Source organism: Aestuariibaculum suncheonense, from assembly GCF_014596935.1.
GTDB lineage: Bacteria > Bacteroidota > Bacteroidia > Flavobacteriales > Flavobacteriaceae > Aestuariibaculum > Aestuariibaculum suncheonense.
In genome coordinates, this window is record NZ_JACVXC010000004.1 from 167781 (window position 1) to 188431 (window position 20651).

18 protein-coding genes and 1 tRNA gene are annotated in these 20651 nt (G+C 35.0%); 11 read left to right on the forward strand and 8 right to left on the reverse strand.

What is annotated here, in order from left to right:
• Positions 1 to 6 precede the first annotated feature (6 nt).
• From ICJ84_RS11665 to ICJ84_RS11710, 10 genes are all read left to right on the forward strand, one after another.
• Positions 7 to 3105, forward strand: a complete 3099-nt coding sequence (locus ICJ84_RS11665; RefSeq protein WP_188216584.1) for a SusC/RagA family TonB-linked outer membrane protein — start codon at positions 7 to 9, stop codon at positions 3103 to 3105.
• Positions 3106 to 3120: 15 nt separating this feature from the next.
• Positions 3121 to 4815, forward strand: a complete 1695-nt coding sequence (locus ICJ84_RS11670; RefSeq protein ID WP_188216585.1) for a RagB/SusD family nutrient uptake outer membrane protein — start codon at positions 3121 to 3123, stop codon at positions 4813 to 4815.
• A 24-nt stretch (positions 4816 to 4839) separates the two neighbouring features.
• On the forward strand, positions 4840 to 6228 hold the full coding sequence (locus ICJ84_RS11675) for a DUF4960 domain-containing protein (RefSeq protein WP_188216586.1): 1389 nt from the start codon (positions 4840 to 4842) through the stop codon (positions 6226 to 6228).
• Positions 6229 to 6287: 59 nt separating this feature from the next.
• Positions 6288 to 7799, forward strand: a complete 1512-nt coding sequence (locus tag ICJ84_RS11680) for a glycoside hydrolase family 32 protein (protein ID WP_188216587.1) — start codon at positions 6288 to 6290, stop codon at positions 7797 to 7799.
• Position 7800: 1 nt separating this feature from the next.
• A complete protein-coding gene (locus ICJ84_RS11685) occupies positions 7801 to 8712 on the forward strand; it encodes a carbohydrate kinase family protein (protein ID WP_188216588.1) in 912 nt (303 codons plus the stop codon).
• Between the two features lie 31 nt (positions 8713 to 8743).
• Positions 8744 to 10039, forward strand: a complete 1296-nt coding sequence (locus ICJ84_RS11690; protein WP_188216589.1) for a DUF4960 domain-containing protein — start codon at positions 8744 to 8746, stop codon at positions 10037 to 10039.
• Between the two features lie 96 nt (positions 10040 to 10135).
• Positions 10136 to 10582, forward strand: coding sequence for a hypothetical protein (locus ICJ84_RS11695; protein WP_188216590.1), 447 nt, complete (start codon positions 10136 to 10138; stop codon positions 10580 to 10582).
• 102 nt (positions 10583 to 10684) lie between these two features.
• On the forward strand, positions 10685 to 11521 hold the full coding sequence (locus ICJ84_RS11700) for a hypothetical protein (RefSeq protein WP_188216591.1): 837 nt from the start codon (positions 10685 to 10687) through the stop codon (positions 11519 to 11521).
• 153 nt (positions 11522 to 11674) lie between these two features.
• On the forward strand, positions 11675 to 12232 hold the full coding sequence (locus tag ICJ84_RS11705) for a hypothetical protein (RefSeq protein WP_188216592.1): 558 nt from the start codon (positions 11675 to 11677) through the stop codon (positions 12230 to 12232).
• Positions 12233 to 12373: 141 nt separating this feature from the next.
• Positions 12374 to 12658, forward strand: coding sequence for a hypothetical protein (locus tag ICJ84_RS11710; RefSeq protein WP_188216593.1), 285 nt, complete (start codon positions 12374 to 12376; stop codon positions 12656 to 12658).
• A gap of 186 nt (positions 12659 to 12844) precedes the next feature.
• Here the strand turns inward: ICJ84_RS11710 and ICJ84_RS11715 are convergent, their stop codons facing one another.
• The 6 genes from ICJ84_RS11715 to ICJ84_RS11740 form a co-directional block, all read right to left on the reverse strand.
• Entirely contained in the window at positions 12845 to 13519 is a 675-nt protein-coding gene (locus ICJ84_RS11715) for a hypothetical protein (protein WP_188216594.1), read from the reverse strand.
• Between the two features lie 27 nt (positions 13520 to 13546).
• Positions 13547 to 14851 carry a tyrosine-type recombinase/integrase gene (locus ICJ84_RS11720; protein ID WP_188216595.1) on the reverse strand — a complete coding sequence of 435 codons (1305 nt, stop codon included), beginning with the start codon at positions 14849 to 14851 and terminating at the stop codon, positions 13547 to 13549.
• A 54-nt stretch (positions 14852 to 14905) separates the two neighbouring features.
• Positions 14906 to 14978: transfer RNA gene (locus ICJ84_RS11725), tRNA-Met, on the reverse strand.
• A gap of 65 nt (positions 14979 to 15043) precedes the next feature.
• The gene (locus tag ICJ84_RS11730; protein ID WP_188216596.1) at positions 15044 to 15220 is read right to left on the reverse strand and encodes a CPXCG motif-containing cysteine-rich protein; all 177 of its coding nucleotides are present in this window, start codon (positions 15218 to 15220) and stop codon (positions 15044 to 15046) included.
• A 71-nt stretch (positions 15221 to 15291) separates the two neighbouring features.
• Positions 15292 to 16116 carry a leucine-rich repeat domain-containing protein gene (locus tag ICJ84_RS11735; protein ID WP_188216597.1) on the reverse strand — a complete coding sequence of 275 codons (825 nt, stop codon included), beginning with the start codon at positions 16114 to 16116 and terminating at the stop codon, positions 15292 to 15294.
• A 100-nt stretch (positions 16117 to 16216) separates the two neighbouring features.
• Complete coding sequence (locus tag ICJ84_RS11740; RefSeq protein WP_188216598.1) at positions 16217 to 18124, reverse strand: ABC-F family ATP-binding cassette domain-containing protein; 1908 nt, start codon at positions 18122 to 18124, stop codon at positions 16217 to 16219.
• Positions 18125 to 18212: 88 nt separating this feature from the next.
• On the opposite strand from ICJ84_RS11740, the gene ICJ84_RS11745 reads away from it, so the two are divergent.
• Positions 18213 to 18602, forward strand: coding sequence for a DUF983 domain-containing protein (locus ICJ84_RS11745; RefSeq protein ID WP_188216599.1), 390 nt, complete (start codon positions 18213 to 18215; stop codon positions 18600 to 18602).
• On the opposite strand, the gene ICJ84_RS11750 is transcribed toward ICJ84_RS11745, so the two are convergent.
• Together ICJ84_RS11750 and porN are read right to left on the reverse strand one after the other, a co-directional pair.
• On the reverse strand, positions 18603 to 19643 hold the full coding sequence (locus ICJ84_RS11750) for an NAD(P)/FAD-dependent oxidoreductase (protein ID WP_188216600.1): 1041 nt from the start codon (positions 19641 to 19643) through the stop codon (positions 18603 to 18605).
• Between the two features lie 74 nt (positions 19644 to 19717).
• Positions 19718 to 20608 (reverse strand): type IX secretion system ring subunit PorN/GldN, encoded by an 891-nt coding sequence (gene porN, locus ICJ84_RS11755; protein ID WP_188216601.1) that lies wholly within the window; start codon positions 20606 to 20608, stop codon positions 19718 to 19720.
• Positions 20609 to 20651: the final 43 nt, after the last annotated feature.

Below are 20651 nucleotides of genomic sequence, written 5' to 3' on the forward strand. Positions count from 1 at the left end.
TAAATCATGAAGTATAAATTAATTATTTTATTCTTTCTACAGTTCTCAGTCCTTATGGCTCAAGATCTGGATATTAAGGGAAAGGTAGTATCTGCTGAAGACAATATGCCTTTACCTGGTGTTGCGGTTATTATAACTGGTACTTCAAAAGGAGCTGTAACCGATTTTGATGGAGACTTTATTCTAAATGGCGCATCAAAAGGAGATGTACTTCAATTCAGTTACCTTGGTTTTATTACTCAAGAGGTAACGGTTGGTGATAATTTGACAATGAATATCGCTATGAAACCGGATAATCAACAATTAGAAGAAATCGTTGTAACAGGTTATACAAAACAAAAAAAGGCAGACATTACAGGAGCTGTTGCGGTGGTTGATGTCGACGAACTAAACAAACAAACTGAACCAAACCCCATTAAAGCTTTACAAGGTCGCCTTGCAGGGGTTAACATCTCCACAGATGGGTCTCCTAGTGGTGGAAATACTAGAATTAACATTCGTGGTATTGGTACTTTGAATAACACTGACCCGCTTTATGTTATTGATGGTGTCCCTACCAAAGCAGGAATGCACGAACTTAATCCAAACGACATTGCATCGATACAAGTGCTTAAAGACGCTTCGTCTGCAAGTATTTATGGTTCTCGTGCTTCTAACGGTGTTATTATAATAACAACAAAACAAGGAAAAGAAGGTAAAACAAAAATCAACTTAAATTATTACACTTCATTCTCTGACTATGCCAACAAACTGAATGTATTAAATGCATATGAATACGGACAAGTTTTATGGCAAGCCAATATTAACGATGGTATAAATCCGAATTCTAACAACTTAAGTTACCAATTTGATTGGGGAGTAATTGATGGGCAACCAACACTATTTAATGTTCTAGTTCCTGAATATTTAGATGATGCTCAAACAATAAAAGCATCGAATACCGATTGGTATAATGAAATTTCACAACAAGGTAGAGCCAACTCCTTAGATTTATCAATGTCCAATGGTTCCGACAAAGGAGCATACATGTTTTCTTTAGGCTATTACGACAATAACGGAATTGTAAAAACAACCGAATTCAAAAGGATATCGGCCAGAATGAATTCGTCTTATAATTTCTTTGACAACAAATTAAAAATTGGTGAAAACTTCACTATTAACAGAACTAATGAAGTAACTGACCCAGGTGTACTTGACCCTGCACTAAGAGCATTACCAATTATCCCAGTTCGAACTGTAGACGGACAAGGTTGGGGTGGTCCTGTAGGTGGTATGAACGATAGACAAAACCCTGTTAGAGTTCTGGATTACAACAAAGATAATGGCTATAAATATTTACGTCTTTTTGGTAACACCTTTGCAGAATTAACCCCTATTAAAAACCTGAGCCTTAGAACCAGTTTTGGTATAGATTACAATAATTATTATAAAAGAGCCATACAACGCAGCTATGTTTCAGGGTATTTAAAGAATGATCAAAATGCTGTTAATATAGATAAATCGAACACCGTAAAATGGACTTGGACAAATACAGCTCAATACGACATTAAGAAAAACAACCATAACATCAACATCCTTGCAGGTACAGAAATGTACAAAGAAGACTTTGAAAACACATGGTTACGAAAAGAAGACTTTTTAATTGAAGATCCCGACTATTTCTACCCTGATGCAGGAACAGGAGAATCTTACACAGGAGGCTCTGCGACTTCATACAGTTTACTTTCCTATTTTGGTAAAGCCTCATATGATTACGACGGAAGATATTTATTTTCTGCAACACTAAGACATGATGGTTCTTCACGATTTGGAAAAAACAATCGCTTTGGTACTTTCCCTGCATTTTCAGCGGGATGGAGAATCAGCAACGAAGCCTTCGCTGAGAAACATCTTAAATTCTTTTCCGATTTAAAACTTAGAGCCGGATGGGGTCAAACAGGTAATCAAGAAATTAGTAATGAGGCCATATATTCACTTTACCTTGCCAATTACGCTGGAGGAGACCCTACATGGAACACGTCTTATGGCACGGCATATGATCTTTCGGGTGCTGGAAGTGGTCTTCTAAATTCAGGTTTTATTGCTATCCAAACAGGAAACGATGATTTAAAATGGGAAACTACAACACAAACCAATTTAGGTCTGGATTTTGGATTCTTAAACAATGCCTTAACAGGTAGTATAGATATCTACAAAAAGAACACGGAAGACATCTTAGTTTTACCTCCATACTTAGCAATTATTGGCGAAGGCGGTAACCGTTGGGTAAATGGAGCTTCAATGGAAAATGAAGGAATAGAATTCGCTTTACAATACAAGCATTTAACAGATTATGGTTTTAGATATGAAATCTCCGGAAACATCGCAGCTAATCAAAATAAAATTACAGTACTTCCTGATGAAGTAAAAAACAATTATGGAGGAAATGGTCAGGATGACAACATACTTGGTAGGCCTATCAACTCCATGTATGGTTATGTAGCTGATGGATTATTCAGATCCAACCTAGAAGTTGAAAACTCAGCCATCCAACCAGGTAAAGATCTTGGTCGTATAAGATATAAAGATTTAAATGAGGATGGATTAATTGATGATAAAGACAGAACTTGGATAGGTAACCCTAATCCTGGATTCACCTACGGTTTCAACCTTTCTTTAGAATATAAAAACTTCGATCTAACAACCTTCTGGCAGGGTGTTGGAAACGTAGACGTAATTAATCAAACTAAATATCAAACAGATTTTTGGAGTGTTGATGATGTAGGATCTAACAAAGGGGCTCGATTATTAAATGCCTGGTCTCCACAAAACTTAAATACGGATATTCCAGCATTGACCACAATTGACAACAATGCAGAATCTCGTTTTTCTACATACTATATTGAAAATGGAAGTTATCTAAAACTTCGAGTATTACAGTTAGGATACTCGCTTCCGCAAGACCTCTTGACTAATTACAGTATTAGTAATTTCAGAATGTATGTTAATGCACAAAACCTATTAACAATTTCATCATCAGACTTCACAGGTGTAGACCCTGAGAATCCTGGATTTGGTTATCCCCTACCTCTTACATTCACCTTTGGTCTAAACATTTCACTTTAACAAAACTCATAAATCATGAAAAAGATTATATATATATTTAGCTGTCTGGCCTTAACATTAACAATTTCTTGTGAAGACTTTCTTGACAACACCCCAAAAAGTGTTCTTTTCGAAGAAAGCCTTGTAACTCCAGAGAATGTAGAAGGTTTTATTACATCGGCGTATGCAGCTTTAGGCAACGATCATTACGATACTCCTTTTAGTCTTTGGCCTTATGGTAACGTGAGATCTGACGACGCATATAAAGGAGGAAGCGGAACAAACGATATTCAAGCTTTTCACTTTTTTGAAGTTTCTAATAATATTCGAACAGATTTTGGGGAATTAGACAGGTTATGGTATAACTGCTACGTTGGTATTTCAAGAGCAAATAAGGCCATTGGAGCATTAAACAAAATTGATGAAAACGACTTCCCTTTAAAATCAACCAGACTAGGCGAAATGCATTTCGTTAGAGCACATTTTTACTTCATGCTAAAAGTGATGTTTAAACATGTTCCTTATGTAACTGAAGCAACTTTACCAGAGGAATACAATCTTATATCAAATAGAGATTTATCCGATAATGAGCTATGGGAAGCCATTGCTTCAGATTTTGAATATGCAGCAAATCATACACCTGATAGTCAAGCTCAAGTTGGTCGAATCAACAAATACGCTGCATATGCTTATTTAGCAAAAACGAGATTATATCAAGCCTATGAGCAAGATGAAAACTATAATGTGACAAACATTAACCAACAAACATTACAAAAAGTAGTTGACGCTACAGACGAAATTTTAGGAGCTTTTTCGTTAGAGCCTGATTATGCCTTTAATTTTTTATCAGGAAGTTATGAAAATGGTCCTGAATCCATTTTCGCTATTCAATATTCTGATAACGATGGAACACTATACGGAAGGTTAAATTTTGGTGATGTACTATCAGTACCTCAAGGTCTGGGTTGTTGTGATTTTCATAAACCAAGTCAAAACCTGGTAAATGCCTTCAAAACAAACTCTGATGGGCTACCTATGTTTGACACCTATAATGATACAGATCTAGATTATCATCAATTAAACAACTACGACGTAGACCCGAGATTATATCACACGGTGGCCATACCTGGTTTGCCGTTTAAATATCATCCAGATTATACTTACGAAGAAAACTGGAACCGTTCTCCTGGTACCTATTTCTATTTTGCTTCTTTAAAAGAAAACGTTCAACCAGATTGCGACTGCTTTGTTAACATTGATCCGTTCTATGGAAATTCTAAAAACAGAATTATAATTCGATATGCAGATGTACTTCTTATGCGTGCTGAAGCACTTATTGAATTGGGCAAACATAATGACGCTCTTCCAATTATAAATGAAATTAGAAGCAGAGCTTCAGTGAGTACGACTTTAACTTCAAGCTACACATCCAATAACTTCATTAAACAATATGAAGACGGAGTAAACTGTAATTGGACACAGGACTTCGCGCGTCAGGCTTTACGTTGGGAACGTCGATTAGAATTTGCGATGGAGGGTAGTAGATTTTTTGATTTAGTAAGATGGGGAATTGCTTCTGAAACTTTGAATGCCTTCTACGCCGAAGAAAAAACAAAAATCTCATACTACTTAGAAGCTGGATTTGATAAAAACAAAGAAGAATACTGCCCTATTCCTCTTGCTCAAATAAACTTTAGTCAAGGGTTATACCAGCAAAATACAGGATATTAAAAAGAAACTAAACAAGACAAAACGATGAAAAACATACTAACTAAAAACATAAGTGTTATTGTAAGTGTAATAGCGCTATTCGCTTGCCTGATATGGTCTTGCGAAGATAATTTTGATGAATCAGCTTTTGTAACCAATGTTTCTGTAAACATGGAATCCTTTGCTGTTAATGATATTGAAGGCGAAATCAATAATCAAGAAAATCTGATTACCGTTACTTTGCCTTATGGCACCGACATTTCTGCTCTAACACCTGAATTAGAAATACCAAACGGATCGTCCATTCTACCTGAAAAGGGACTACCCATGGATTTCTCAAATACAGTTCAATATAGAGTATCTAATGGAAACATCTACAAAACTTACAATGTAAAAGTTCAAACTCAAAAACCAATAAGCAGTTTTAAAATCAATGATTTAAATGCAAGCATTAACCATAATTCAAAAATTATATCTCTTACTCTGCCTGAAGGCACAGATCTAACCTCTCTTGAACCAACAATTGAAGTAACTGAAGGTGTTAGCATTACACCTGGTTCAGGTGCTGTAACCGATTTTTCAAATCCAGTAATCTATACTGTTAGTTCTGCTACATTAACTGAAGAGTATACAGCTATTGTAACGACCCCTGTTGATGGTCCTGTAATTGCATTTTTAGGAACCTCAGCATCTTTACAAAGCATTACTAATCCGGATGAAATTACTGCTTCAGATTGGTTATTTGAAAACTATCCCGGAGCTCAATATTTATCGTTCACAGACATCTCTAATGGGATTTCATTAGCAGGTATAGATGTCATTTGGTGGCATTATGATAGTGCTATAAACCTACCTACCATTGCCTTAGATGCCAGTGTTACATCTGCATTAATGAATTATCAAGCAAATGGAGGAAACCTATTGCTTACAACCTTTGCTTCTCAATATTTAGAGGCTTTGAACATTATTCCTAGCGGAAAAGGTCCTAACAATGTATTTGGAGACTTTTTGCCGAATGGATTTATCGATGGTAACGATTGGGGAATGTCATTTGTAGGACATGAAGACCATCCTATTTTCTTAGGTCTTGAAACTTTTGCTCCTGGAAAAGCTAATTTATTAGAAAAAGGAACCTTTAGATTAAACCATACTGCCTGGTGGTTCTTACCGGAATGGGGTGGTTATGGAGACGGACAAGGTTGGAGAGATCAAACCGGAGGAAACAACCTTGCGAGTGAAGCTTGGGATGATAGCCTTAATGGACGAGTAACTATTGCTGAATTCCCTGGAGGAGCTACTAACATAAATACAGTTGTTATTTCCATGGGAGCCTACGATTGGTTTAATGAAAATGACACAAATGGTAACAACGGCTTTTTAGATAATATAAAAATACTAACAGCAAACAGCTTAGCCTATTTAGCTGACAACTAAAACTAAACATGATGTACTTAAAACAAAATTTTATAATCGGATTATATATCTGTCTTTTCATGTCGTGTTCAAACGATGGTGAAACATATTCTCAAACACCGATCGATACAGGTAATCAAACTGCTATATATCCACTCCCTCCTGAACAATGGATGGGAGAAACAAACCCGTATTATACTTCGGGGTATGTTGGAGATGTTATGCCTTATTTTGATAATGGTAAATTCAACCTTTTCTTTTTACATGATGCAAAAACAAAACCTGCCGGTGAAGGATTTCATGATATCCACAGTTTTGAAACGTCAAACTTTACGGAGTTTGATTACAATGGCAGAATGATTCCGTATGGAACAACTGATGAACCTGATTTTGGTGTAGGAACCGGATCAGTGGTAAAAGTCGGAAACCTTTATTATTTCTACTATACCGGACATAATGGTATTCCATCATTCCTTCAAAATAACCCAAGAGAAAGTGTTCTTTGTGCTACAAGTACAGACCTTAAAACCTGGACAAAAGTTGAAGATTTTAAATTAACTGCACCTGCTGGATACTACGATTTCGATTTTAGAGATCCTCATGTGTTCTACAACGAAGAAGAAGGTAAATATTGGATGCTAATGTCTACTCAAACAAACCCTGGAAGAAAGGCTGTGGTAGCTCTATTTACAACTAGCGATCCTTCAACAAATAACTGGGAAGTTGAAAATCCTGTTTACACTACAACTTCAGAAGAAAATTATTTAATGCTTGAGTGTGCCGATATGTTTAAAATGGGATCTTATTGGTACTTGGTTTTCTCTGAAAACTGGAGTAACTATAAGGGCACTAGATACCGTATAGCCAACTCTCCTTACGGACCATGGACAACTCCTGAAACCGATCGATTTGATGGCGAATATTTATATGCAGCAAAGACTGCTACCAATGGAAACGAACGTTATCTTTTCGGGTGGACTGCAAGAAAAGCACCAGAAAACAATACAGGCAATAAAGAATGGGCCGGTAATTTAGTAATACATGAACTTGTTCAAAACACAGATGGTTCATTGCGAGTTCAACAACCAGAATCCATCAGTTCAATATTCACCAATGATGTACCCCTTGAAACAGCAGAGACATTTGGTTCTATTAACCAAACCAATAATACATTCGCACTTGATGGATCCTCTAATAAAGCTAGCGTTGTCTTCAATAGTATCAAAAAATCAAATGAAATCGCATTTGATTTCTCATACGATTCAGTAGGTGAATCCGGGATACTTTTAAATTATGAGAATGAAGGAATTTCTGCTTTCAATATAGCTTTCGAACCAGAAAATAATAGAATCACCGCTTATAATGTTATTGATGGTATTAATCAGTATGTAAACCATATTCCATTTAGTTTTTCAACAGATGAAAGTTATAACATTACGATAACCACAAATGAAGATGTATGTGTGATTTATGTAAATGACACAATAGCCTTTAGTAACAGACTTTACAATACTAGTGGAAAACAATGGGCTATTTACTCAAATAATGCCAAGGTTGAATTTTCTAATATCAGTTTAAAAAATCCTTACTAATATGTTCGAAAACACAAACATAAAATTTGCTAGCTACGGAGAGATTCTTTTTGATGTTTTTAACGACCGAAAAAAAATTGGTGGAGCCCCTTTAAACCTGGCTTTAAGAATAAAGTCCTTCGGATTCCCTGTTTCTATGATAAGTGCCATTGGTAATGACGACAATGGTGTATCATTAACAAACTACGTCAACAATGAAAATATTGATACTAAAGGAATCTCGATTACCGAAAACTACGCTACTGGTATTGTTAATGTAACTTTAGACAGTAAAGGCTCTGCAACCTATTCCATTCAACATCCAGTAGCTTGGGATAAAATTGAAATCACTCCTACTATTCGCAAAATAGTTGAGACCTCAGATGTTTTGCTTTTCGGTAGTTTAGCCTGTAGAGACCTTGTTTCTAAAAATACCCTATTCGAACTTCTGGAATACAACAACACATTCAAGGTTTTCGATGTTAATTTAAGGCCACCTCATTACAATATAGAAACGCTAAAAAATCTGATGGACAAATCAGATTTTATAAAATTCAACGATGAAGAACTCCTTGAAATTTCAGAAGAACTGGGTTCTTCATCAAAATCTATTGAGGAAAACATTCATTTCATAGCCCAAGTAACCAAAACTAATGCTATATGTGTTACAAAAGGAAAGCATGGCGCGGTCCTACTGTGGAAAGGTAAACTGTATCATAATGCCGGCTTTTTAATCAATGTTGTAGATACTGTTGGTGCAGGCGACTCATTTTTAGCTTCACTAATTTCGAAATTATTAAGTAACGGCTCTCCGCAGGAAGCTATTGATTTTGCCTGTGCTATTGGATCTATAGTTGCGCAAAACAAAGGAGCAAACCCTAAAATATTAACAGAAGATATTATGAAGTTTCTAAACAATCATTGCAAAATATAAACACAACGATAACCACTAAACTAAGTCAAAAATGAAAAAAATTACAAAACAACTGATTGCCCTATCGTTAATCATGTCTTTTGTGAATCTCAACGCACAGACAAAAAACATAGCATTTATAGGGCAAGCTCCCTCTTATAACGATAATATACCAGCTGCAGCTGATGGCTTTACGTATGATGATGACCGTGCAGCAGCAACATGGTTTATGGAAGATTTTGTCCCAACAAATTCCAACATTAATGGTAGCTATTTTTCCTTTCAGGATATTGCCGAAGGAGCAGACCTAAGTAATTTCGATGTTCTTTGGATACAAAGCGATGGCGCCACCTGGCCTAGTAGGCTAGAGGAATGGCCAAGAGGCACCTCTGAAGGCGGTGGCGAAAGACATTGTATTATTACAGAAGTTGGTTTTGAATGGAATGGCGGAGATGCCAATTGCATTTCACTCGAAGACAGCTTTATATCAAGTATTCGAAGTTTTTATGAAACCGGAGGAAACATTTTTCTGGGAAATTTCGCTGCCAAAGGATTGGAAGTCTTTGGGGTGTTTGATGGTCTTAGTAACCCATGGGAATATCGACCTAATCAAACCTTTGGAGAAACTGCTCCAATTACAGATTCTTGGGCCGTAGATAATCCCTGGGGCAATTTATACCATGGTGAAACCAATGACCCTATTATGAATGATTTTATATTGGGCACTCCAGACGCTGGTTGTAACAATGGTATTTATATTGAGTTTTTAGCTTCTGGATCAGGTAAAAAAAACAGAACATGCCAATACAATCTTGATTTTGGTCGCATAAATGATGATGCCAACACAAAAAATGGAGGTTCTGCAACTTTAGCTCAAAAACAAAGTGAGTTTGAAACCATTTTAAATGCCGAGATACTGCTAACCAACTGTAATGGAAATGAGATTCAAGCCGCTAGATTCAACCCTAGAATGGCTGGTCATGGAACCATTATCATAAACGGTGGTGGATCGTATGATTGGTATGCTGATGGAAGCCCGGCAAACTTTAACGATAATGTTAAACTATTTACTAAAAACGTATTGCTATCTTTGGTTAATAGTACCTTATCAACAAAAACCATAAATCCTTCTGAAATAAGCTTTGCTCCTAACCCGGTACAATCGGTACTAGATATTAACTATAAAGGAGAAATAAACACAACTGTTTATAACATCCTGGGGGAAAAAGTAACGGAATCATTTTCTAAGTCTATAGATTTCGATAATGTAGCAGCTGGCATTTATATTATAAAAGTAAGAGACCTAACGTCTCAAGAAACCAGCACATTTAAAGTTGTAAAAAGATAAAACAAGGCTTTTAAATGTGATAGTATTTCTATAAATACACATAAAATTGCTATTTTAGCGTCAATCCAACGTTGGATTGACGCTAAATTTATTTAAATGAGATATTACACTTGTAACTATTGTTATAAAGAATTTGAACCTACAAGACGACGCGTTCAAAAATTTTGCTGTAACTCCTGCAGATCTAAAGCACACAATGCGAAGAAATCAAAACAGTCAAAATTACCGACTAAGAAAATTGAAGAAAACAATGTCCCTCCTACTGTTAAACCTGAGCAACCTAAAACAAAAATAGAAGCCGTAAGTATTCCAGGAGTTATAAATGCTGGTCTAGGAACTCTAATTGCAGATGGAATTAAATCCTTCGCAACAAAAGATATTAATCTACCAGCTACCAAAGGTGATCTGGAACTACTGGCTAAACACCTCACAAAACGCTATCATAAAATATTAAACCACCCACCAAGACAAGATGGTGCCCTACCCTATTTTGACCTTCATACCAATACCATAAAATATTCCTTTTTACCATTAGACAATTAATATTAATCTTCCTTATTAAACGTAAGAATAATATGTATATTTGGGTGTATATATAATAAAAATAAACACACCAGAGTGTTTATACACATGTTGCCCACAATTATGAAAAAACTACTACTACCATTTATTTTAGTTGCTATTACTGCAAATGCGCAGAAAAAAGAAACTGTCGATTTGAAATGGAAAATTACTGATACTTTGACTTACAAAACAGTAATGCAAGATGTAATTCTTGAGAAAAATAAAGAACAAACCGAAAGTGATTCGATATCAGAAAAAATTAGCGGAATGTTTAAAACAATGCAAGAGCAATTGAGTGACTTAAAATATGAAACAAAACTATTTCCTGACAAAAATGGAAATGTAGACATTGAAATGATGCTCAAAAAAGACAAAACAGATACTACTGAAACTATATTTTCTGGAATGGCTAAAATGAACGGAAATATAGTTTTACGAGGTAAAGTAAGTCCTGAAGGTGAATTATTAAGCTTCTATTACAAAAGCGCTCAAAATAATTTGATTTCTATATTGTTTGAACTTCCGACTAAACAAGTTGCAATTGGGGACGAATGGGATTTGAAAATTGACATGATTTCAATGGACCAAAATTTTAAAGCCGACTCCCTTTACAAGAAAAGCGTTGTTAGACTTAAAGATATCAAAATCGAAAAAAGAAATAAAATAGCAGTAATAGAATATGACTTAGAAGCATTTGTTTCGGGAGATTTCGGAAATGGAATAATGTCAGTATTTTCAAAAGAAGAAGGTGATAAAAAAATATTTATGAAAACGTCCCACAAAGCAATAGGAAAATTTGATTTGGATAAAGGTTATTGGATTTCATATGACGGAATTATGGATATCGAAACTAACTTTACACTCATGGGAATTGGTGGAAATAAAAGAACAGAATTTAAACTGACACCTGAAAAATAACTTTGGGCAACACCGTATAAAAATAATGCGTAGTTTAGTACAAAACTGAATTTTAGTGCGTATTTGGTCACTCTGATTTTCCTACGGAAAATCCTCGGACACAAAACCGCACTATTCTTATACCAACCGTTGTAAAACATTTGAGTGAACAGGATGCAAATCAACATATCGAAATCTAAAAAAGCTGGCAGGCTTATAAAAAGACAATGGTTTATTCAAAAATTATTCGAATATTTACTTCCATTAATGCTAATTGGTATTTTTCTATTTATAGCGTTAAAAGAATTCAATTCCAATTTAAACAATGATAAACCTATTGGACTTTCTCTAGTCTTTCTAATTTTTACGCTAGCAATTGGAGGATTTATGATTTATTCAATTTTCAATGTTTATAAATTAAAGCGGATTAAAGGGATATCAAGAGTAAAAAACTCAAATCTGATTGAGAGAATTGCGAAAAAAAATAAATGGAATATTTCAACCAATAATCAACAAATAACAATAATCAATTTTTCTTGGAAAGATTCTGGAACTGATTGGGGAAAGCAAATGACAATAATTTACGACAGAACAGATTTGTTAGTGAATTGCATATCCTTCGGACTTAACTCAAGCCCCTCGCCCTTTCATTGGTTTGCGAATAAAAGAAAAGTGAATGAGTTAACAACGGAATTTGAAAATGGAAAAAAAACGTTTTACAACAACATATAACCGCAATTACGGCGGATTCGACTACGTCCGAATCCACTCGGAATTGCTAACGCTAGTGCTAAACCGAAAAACAAAGTAAACCAAACCGATAACTGACGGTTATACGAACCGTTGGCATTCATTGAGAAAAAATAATTTGATATGGCCGAAGACATCGCAAGATTTATTTTTCGGAATCTTTTTAACTTTTTAGGTGCCTGTATTCGCTGGACATTAGGAACGATATATAATGCAATACGAAAGAATCCAAAAACTCCATTTAAAGAATATTTAAATGGGCCTATTCAAAACAAATACGACCTCACTAATGATAACGACTTAAACAGATTTGATGAAGATGATGGCTATGACTCGCATAAAAATATAGTAGTTGGTGGTATATTTTTTCTAGGACTAACCTTTATAATTGTAAAGCAATTAATCTAAAAATTAAAAACAACGAATGCCAACACCGTATAACGCCCATTGCTTCGTGGCTTCCTAATCGGAATCCACTCGCCAATCAAAGTTCCCCCATTTTACTATCTTAGTTTCAACCAACGCAACGCTGCGTTATACAAACCGTTATGCCCCGAACTGACCCGTCCGGAAATAAGACAAGACTATATCTTGTTAATCCATATTAAATACCGTTCGTAACAAAAAATCTTCAACCTGTTCATCCACTAATGAAGGCATTTGCTTTTTAGACCTTTTCTTGACTTCCTTTTCTGGTTTCAACTCTTGGTCTTCAGGTATTATAGTTTTCAATGTGTTATTAACAACGGGCACTTTATTTTGAACAAATTTAAGCACATCAATGGGCTTGTTTTCAAAACGGTCAGTTGTTAACAATTTGCTTTTAACATCACTAAAATGATTGGCAAAGGTATTGGACTGTAACTTAAATGTATTTTTAGTTTCTTCACTACAGCATGTAATATGATTCACCAGGTTTGTAGATAACCATTCTGAAACATACACACAAAAGTTTAAATGCTCCAGATACTTTTCTAACAGAAACTCAAATTGATTAACCTTTAATACTTCCTTCTTTTCTAATAACTTAAAAAGGTTTTTATCCAGAGAAGCCTTCTTAGTCATCATTTCATAATATGAAGGTTCAGCTTTAAGCTCCTTATCAAATCCCTTACTATCTATTAAAATAACATTGTTAAAATAAACAGCATACGTAGCATCTTGAAATTCGAAGTTTTTCTCCTCTGGTATAACAGAACTAGGAATATAAAAAATAAACGGCTTATACAGCTTCATTTGAAGTTCTTCAAACAATTCCTCTAATCCCATAAGTTTTGCTTAAAATTACACTTCATATTACTTTAATAACGCTGAATAGTCTGCTGGAAGTTCGGCGTCTATATCTCTTAAGTATTTTTCAAGAGCAGCCATGGAGCTATGTCCTGTTATTAACATTAATCTACTTTTCGCTTCAAAAGGCGACGACGCTTTAACTAAAGCTCTATAAAGTTTGGTTATAAATGTATGCCTGAAACTATACAATCCGTAATCAGTTCCCAGTTTAAAATGGTCCTTTACCACTCGTTTAAAACGCTTCGTAAAGTAATCCCGCTTGTTATCTTCATCGATATCCCAGTTACCACCTATCCCATCGGGTGTAAACACATCCAGTTTCTTATCTAAATGAGATAGATCCGGTAAATCTTGTATTAATAAGTCTGGAATAATCTTCGTTTTCACCACGCCGCTTTTAGCCAAAAACCGAACGGTTTTATTATTCAAATCGACATCTTCTACCTTCAGTCTACAGACTTCTATCGGTCTTAAAAAATTATAAGATATAAACTTAATAAACAGCAATAAGCTTGGATCTTCCTTTTCTAAATAGCTATAAATTTCCTCCTGTTTTTCTGCTGTATAGGTCTTGTTACGCTGTGGTATAGTTTTAAGTACAGGTATTTTCTTGACATAGTTTTGACTTATGATATAATTATCAACCAGCACCTGAACTAAGCTGCTTAAATCAACGCGATAATTGTTCCTGTTACGTGCACTTGTATTGGTTAAAACAGAATTTAAAAATTCGGTTACAACCCTGCCATCGAGCTGATCAATGGTTTTCAAATCTGGCTTATCTGTTTCTAACCAAAGCAAAAAGTTTTTTAAGCGATTCTCATAGGCTCGCTTAGTCGTTTTGCTAAGTAACTTCTCTTTTAATTTTAAGCCATAGTCGAAAGCTTCCTTGATAGTCATTTTTGTGGCTTCTGACTCCGTTTCTTCTTTTTTGGGATTAGTCTTCTTAGTTTCATTCTGAAGATCTTCTTGCTTAGCCTTTCGCTGCTCTATAAGCGCACTGTTATCTTCAAACGGATTAAATCCTTCCTTAAGTAATTTCAGAAGTACTTTCTGGTATTTCGTTAAAACAAAAAGTCGCTCTTCTTTTGTTTTATACCTGTTGGCTTCGCCATAAATGGGAGTCACCCGTTTTAGTTTTCCTGTTTTAGGATTTCGATAAGAAAAATAGACGTACCAGCGTTTACTTAAATCGCCTTTAGCCGTAAATATTTTTGGGTTAGAAAATTTCTTCTGTTGGGACAAATCGTATGCACTTTCGTATTCACAAACGTATGCTAAGGTAAGAATTTCTTTAATTATAGCCATAAAAAAACGGTTTAGTGAAAACTAAACCGTTGATTTTGCTTGACTTAAGCTTCGTAGCGGGAACAGGACTCGAACCTGTGACCTTCGGGTTATGAGCCCGACGAGCTACCTACTGCTCTATCCCGCGATATTGTGGTGCAAATATACAATCCTTTTTAAGTTCTGCAAACTTATATTTGAAAAATATTCCAATTAAATTTCAGACACCTGAAAGTCAACCAATTCAAGATTAATAAATTTTAAATTCACTTGAATTGGACGACAACAAACCTCACAATCTTCAATATATTGCTGACTCGAAACGCTATTATCAATCAACATGGAAATTTGTCCCCAGCAATACGGACAAGTAAAAAAGTGTTCAATCATAATTTTAAAATACAAAAAAGTCAGCATAAAGCTGACTTCTTAAAACTATAATTAATTTAAACAAAAACTTACTATTCTTTTTCAATATCCATTGTTGCGGTTGAATTTTGTAACTCTAAATACATCAACCCTGGAGGATGGTTTCCTGAAACTGTAACGTACTCTCTATTCAAATTGTTATCACTAACCATTAACGTGGTTAATTTTGGAAGATTCATAAACTCTAAAGGTAAATCTCCTGTTAATTTATTAGTGGATAACACTAACTCTTCTAAATTTCTTAATTGTGCCATTTCTACTGGAATATCACCTTCCAGTTTATTATCCATTAAGCTCAACTTCTCTAATTTAGTTAAAGCTGCTATTTCAGTTGGAATGGTTCCAATTATGAAGTTACTTCCCATTAGTAACTCTTTTAAATTGGTTAGTCCCATGATAGCCTTTGGAATGGTTCCTGAAAACTTGTTACTATATAATTTTAAAGATTCTAATTTTTTCAATTGTCCTAATTCTTCAGGAATAGAACCTTCAAATCCATTCATAAATAACTCTAATGAAGTTAATTCTTGTAAATTTTTAATTGAAGTTGGAAGAGTTCCGGTTAATTTATTGAATCCTAAATTCAATTTTTTTAAATTAACTAAATTCCCGATTTCTGCTGGTAAAGTGCCCTGAAGATTATTGAACTGTAAATTTACTTCAACAACTTTATCGTCTTCTACTTTTACACCGTACCACTTTTCAACAGCAGCATTTAAATCCCAAGAGGAATTCCAATGACTACCATTTGTTGCATTATAAATAGCTACTAAAGCCTCTTTTTCACTTGGTGAAACCTTTGCAAATGTAAAAGCTGATACGAAAAGTGTTAAAACTAAAATGTAATGTTTTTTCATGGTCGAATTGATTTGGGATTAATTCTTACACGAATATACACAACAATTAGACTAAAAACACATTTATTCGATGAAATGCACTAAATTTTAACAAACACCCCTATTCGAAGACTTCAATCTCTATTTGAATGGTTTCCCATTGCTCCATTAAACCTTCTAAATCCTTTTTTAATTTATGATAGTCGTCAAAGAAATTGGCTTTAGAAGTCACTTCCTCGTAATTTATTTCAAGTTCTGCGTCTATCGCCTTTATCTTACGTTCTAAATCGTTTATCTTAGCTTCTACATTACTAAGCTTATTGTTTAACGATTTTAACTTTTTCTGATCTTCGTAAGATTGTTGCTTTTTCTCTTTAGGCATTTCCTTAATTACTGTACGCTTTTCAACCTCACGCAGGTTTTCAACATTACGTTGTTCTAAGTAAAAATCAATATCGCCTAAATACTCTTTTAACTTATGGTCTTTAAACTCATAAACTCTATCTGTTAAACCTTGAAGAAAATCACGGTCGTGTGATACCAAAATTAACGTACCTTCAAATCGCTTTAACGCTTCCTTTAGTACGTTTTTAGATTTAATATCTAAGTGATTTGTCGGCTCATCCATCACCAATACATTGAATGGTTGCAACATCAATTTCGCTAAGGCCAAACGGTTTCTCTCTCCTCCAGAAAGCACACGCACATATTTATCAACTTCATCACCTCGGAATAAAAATGATCCCAAAATATCACGAACTTTACTACGATTGGTTTCATTAGCCGCATCGATCATGGTATCATGAATCGTTTTATTTCCATCTAAATACTCGGCTTGATTCTGAGCAAAATACCCTATCTGTACATTATGTCCTAACTTTAAATACCCTTCATACTTAATATCTCCTACGATAATTTTAGCTAAAGTCGATTTCCCTTGTCCGTTTTGTCCAACAAAAGCCGTTTTACTATCGCGTTCAATCATTAAATCAACTTCACGAAGCACTTCATTGTTTCCGTAACTTTTAGAGATTTTATCGGTTTCAACAACCACTTTTCCTGGTGTAACTGAGACCGGAAAGTTTAAAGTCATTACACTATTATCATCTTCATCAACCTCTATACGCTCAATTTTATCTAGCTTTTTTATAAGGGATTGTGCCATAGTGGCTTTTGAAGCTTTAGCTCGGAATTTCTCAATCAGCTTTTCGGTTTGTTCAATCTGTTTCTGCTGATTTTTTTGTGAAGCCAGCTGCTGCGTTCTTAATTCTTCACGAAGTACCAAATATTGTGAATATGGTTTCGGATAATCGTAAATGCGACCTAATGAAATTTCAATGGTACGATTGGTTACATTATCTAAAAACATTTTATCGTGCGATACGATGGCCACAGCACCCGGATACGACTTTAAAAAACTTTCTAACCAGATAATCGATTCGATATCTAAATGGTTGGTAGGCTCATCAAGAAGTAAAATATCGTTACTTTGAAGCAGGAGCTTTGCCAATTCTATACGCATACGCCATCCTCCGGAAAAAGTATCTGTAAGTTTATTGAAATCTTCACGTTTAAATCCTAATCCCTGAAGAATTTTTTCGGTTTCACCTTGATAGTTATACCCCCCCAGGATTTCATACTGGTGCTGTAAATCGTTAATATCGACCATTAACTGGTGATAGGCATCACTCTCGTAATCGGTACGCTCGGCTAATTCGGCGTTAACCTCTTCCATTTTAGACTCTAAAGCCTTAATTTCTGTAAATGCCTGATAAGACTCTTCTAAAACCGTTCTTCCTAAAATAAAATCGATATCCTGTTTTAAGAATCCTATTTTCAAATCCTTATCGGAAGCGATTTGCCCGGTGTCTGGTTCCAACTCTTTTGCTAAAATTTTAAGCATTGTAGATTTACCGGCGCCATTTTTACCAATAAGACCTACCCGATCGCCATTAACCAGTTTAAACGTAATATCTTCAAACAGGTATTCTCCTTGAAATGAAATCGATAAATTATGAATGTTTAGCATAGAATTGTAACTTATATCACAGAACTTTAACGTTTAAAAAATTATATTTGTTCTGATTGATTAAGAATGCAAAAGTACATTAAATAATATGTTTTCAAAAGGTTCAAAATTATATAGTATTTTCACGGGAACTTGCCCTAAGTGCCATGAAGAATCGATGTTTAAAAACAAAAATCCATATATTCTTTCTGAGGCTTTAGACATGCACGAAACTTGCAGCAACTGTGGTACTAAATACAAAATTGAACCATCGTTTTTTTACGGTTCTATGTATGTAAGTTATGCCGTAGGTATTGCCTTTGCTGTAGCAGCTTTTGTAATCTCTTATTTTGTCTTTAACGCCGGACTAAACGCGATGTTTGTCTCCATCGTTGCGACACTTGTGGTTTTCATGCCTGTCATTTTAAGGCTATCACGCAACATTTGGATTAACTTTTTTATCCATTACGACAAGTCGTTTGCTAAATCCAAAAAGTAATTACTGAAAACGTTTGATATCGATTTCGGCTTCTAAAGGCATTTGATTTTCAATAAAATTATAAAGCTGAGCAGCCACATAAGGCCCGATCATAACCCCGCGAGTACCCAATCCGTTGAGGACATACATATTTTTATATTCAGCATGTTGACCAACTAGTGGTCTACGGTCTTTAACAGTAGGGCGAACGCCTGCCACCTGATTCACTATTTTAAACGGACAGTTGATAATTTTCTGAAGTTTCTCCGAAAGCTCTTCTTTTGCAGATTCCGACGGTTGATTTGTTAAATCTTTCCACTCATAAGTAGCCCCAACAATATACTGATCGTCACCTAACGGAATTAAAAATGCTCCTGCCTTTAGTACATAATCAATTTTTAACTCAGGCGCATGAATAATTAACAATTCCCCTTTCGCAGGATTCAATGGCAGATTATTAAAAAACGGATTTTGTTTAATTCCGAAACCTTCTGAAAACACAATATGCTTTGCTTCAATTTCATTGTATTTAACGTTACTTCCAAACTCCAATTTACCATAATCGAACACATCTTCAATAAGCTGATTATTCTGCTCCAACTGCTTTTTATAAGCTTCGATTAAGGTTTTCACATCAATACGACCTGTTTCTAAAACTTCGCCGAAACCAAAAGGCGCATCCACTGCTTCATTACCATTTTTAACAATAGTTGTTGATAAATACTCGGTAAGTTTCGGTTTATCCGACGCCGTAAACCAATCGTTTTGTTCTTCAAGCGATGCAAATTTTCTATAAACAGGAAGTTTATAATCTAACTTCACATTTAGCTCCTGTTCCAAACGCGCGTACATGGGCAATGCCTGTGCTAATTGTTCCTGGCATTTCCAAACCGGTGTAAATCGTTTTAACACCACCGGATTGTACAATCCGCCCGCCACAGTTGAAGATAACTGAGACGCATTATCAAACACCACAAAAGTTTTATGATTAGCTTTTAATTGTTCACAAAAACTAATGCCGGCCAACCCAATACCCACAACAATGTAATCTACTTGAATCATGCTGCTAAGATAAAAAATAAAGAAGCCCGCTTAAATAAGCGGGCTTCTTTATTTTTTTTTTATAAAATCAGGAATTAGTATGTCCACATATCTAATTCGAAATCACGAATTTTCTCTTTAATTCTTTCAGATTCTAATAACTGCATCAAGGCATTATCGGTTACATATTCGTTAATTGCTCTATCCTGCTGTACGTTTTCTTCTTTATAAATCATCGCATTGAAACGTCGTGAATTCAGCACATGATCAAAGGAAAATGGCATGGAGCTATTCTTATTATTAAACGATTTTGCTTCGTGCAACACCTCGCGAGCATCTGGGAAAAATACCCAGAATAACTCTACTAAATCTGGTGTTTCAGAATCAATAAAGTTAACATCCGGAGCCACAGGAGCGATACCTAATAAACGGTATTTTAATTCTGCCTGACGCTTATCGAAATACCAAAGACCTTTAATACGGTACTCTACAATATCTGCAGCTGTAAGATCACGTCTGTCGATATACTCAGCAGATAATTGCTCACCAGCATTAATTTGCTCGATACCTAACTCTGTTGTATCTACTTTAGCTAAAGCTGCCTGAATATCATCAAGCGTACGTTTTGTTTTAAAGTATGAATCATCGTAGATGTTTTTTATCTTCCCATTTTTAATGTTCTTCATAAGCACATCATACAATGAACGTCTGTCGCTACCTATATTATTTGTATCTATCGGGTAATATAAAGGGAAATTAGCACGCTCGTCAAGAACGATCCTTTCCCAAACCATTTTAGAATACAAAATATCTCTGTCGTCTACATAACCATACTCTAACGGTTTATCATTATCAATAGCTATTTGAGCTTCTGTTCTCACACCAATCTCATCAGGGCTTTTTGCATTAAGTATGTTAGCCTGCGCAAACACACCTGATACAGTAAAAACAGTTGTAACGGTTAATAAAAAACTTTTTAAATTCATGTGCTTTGGTTTTATTTTTCTATAGTTGAACGTCAACTAGGCT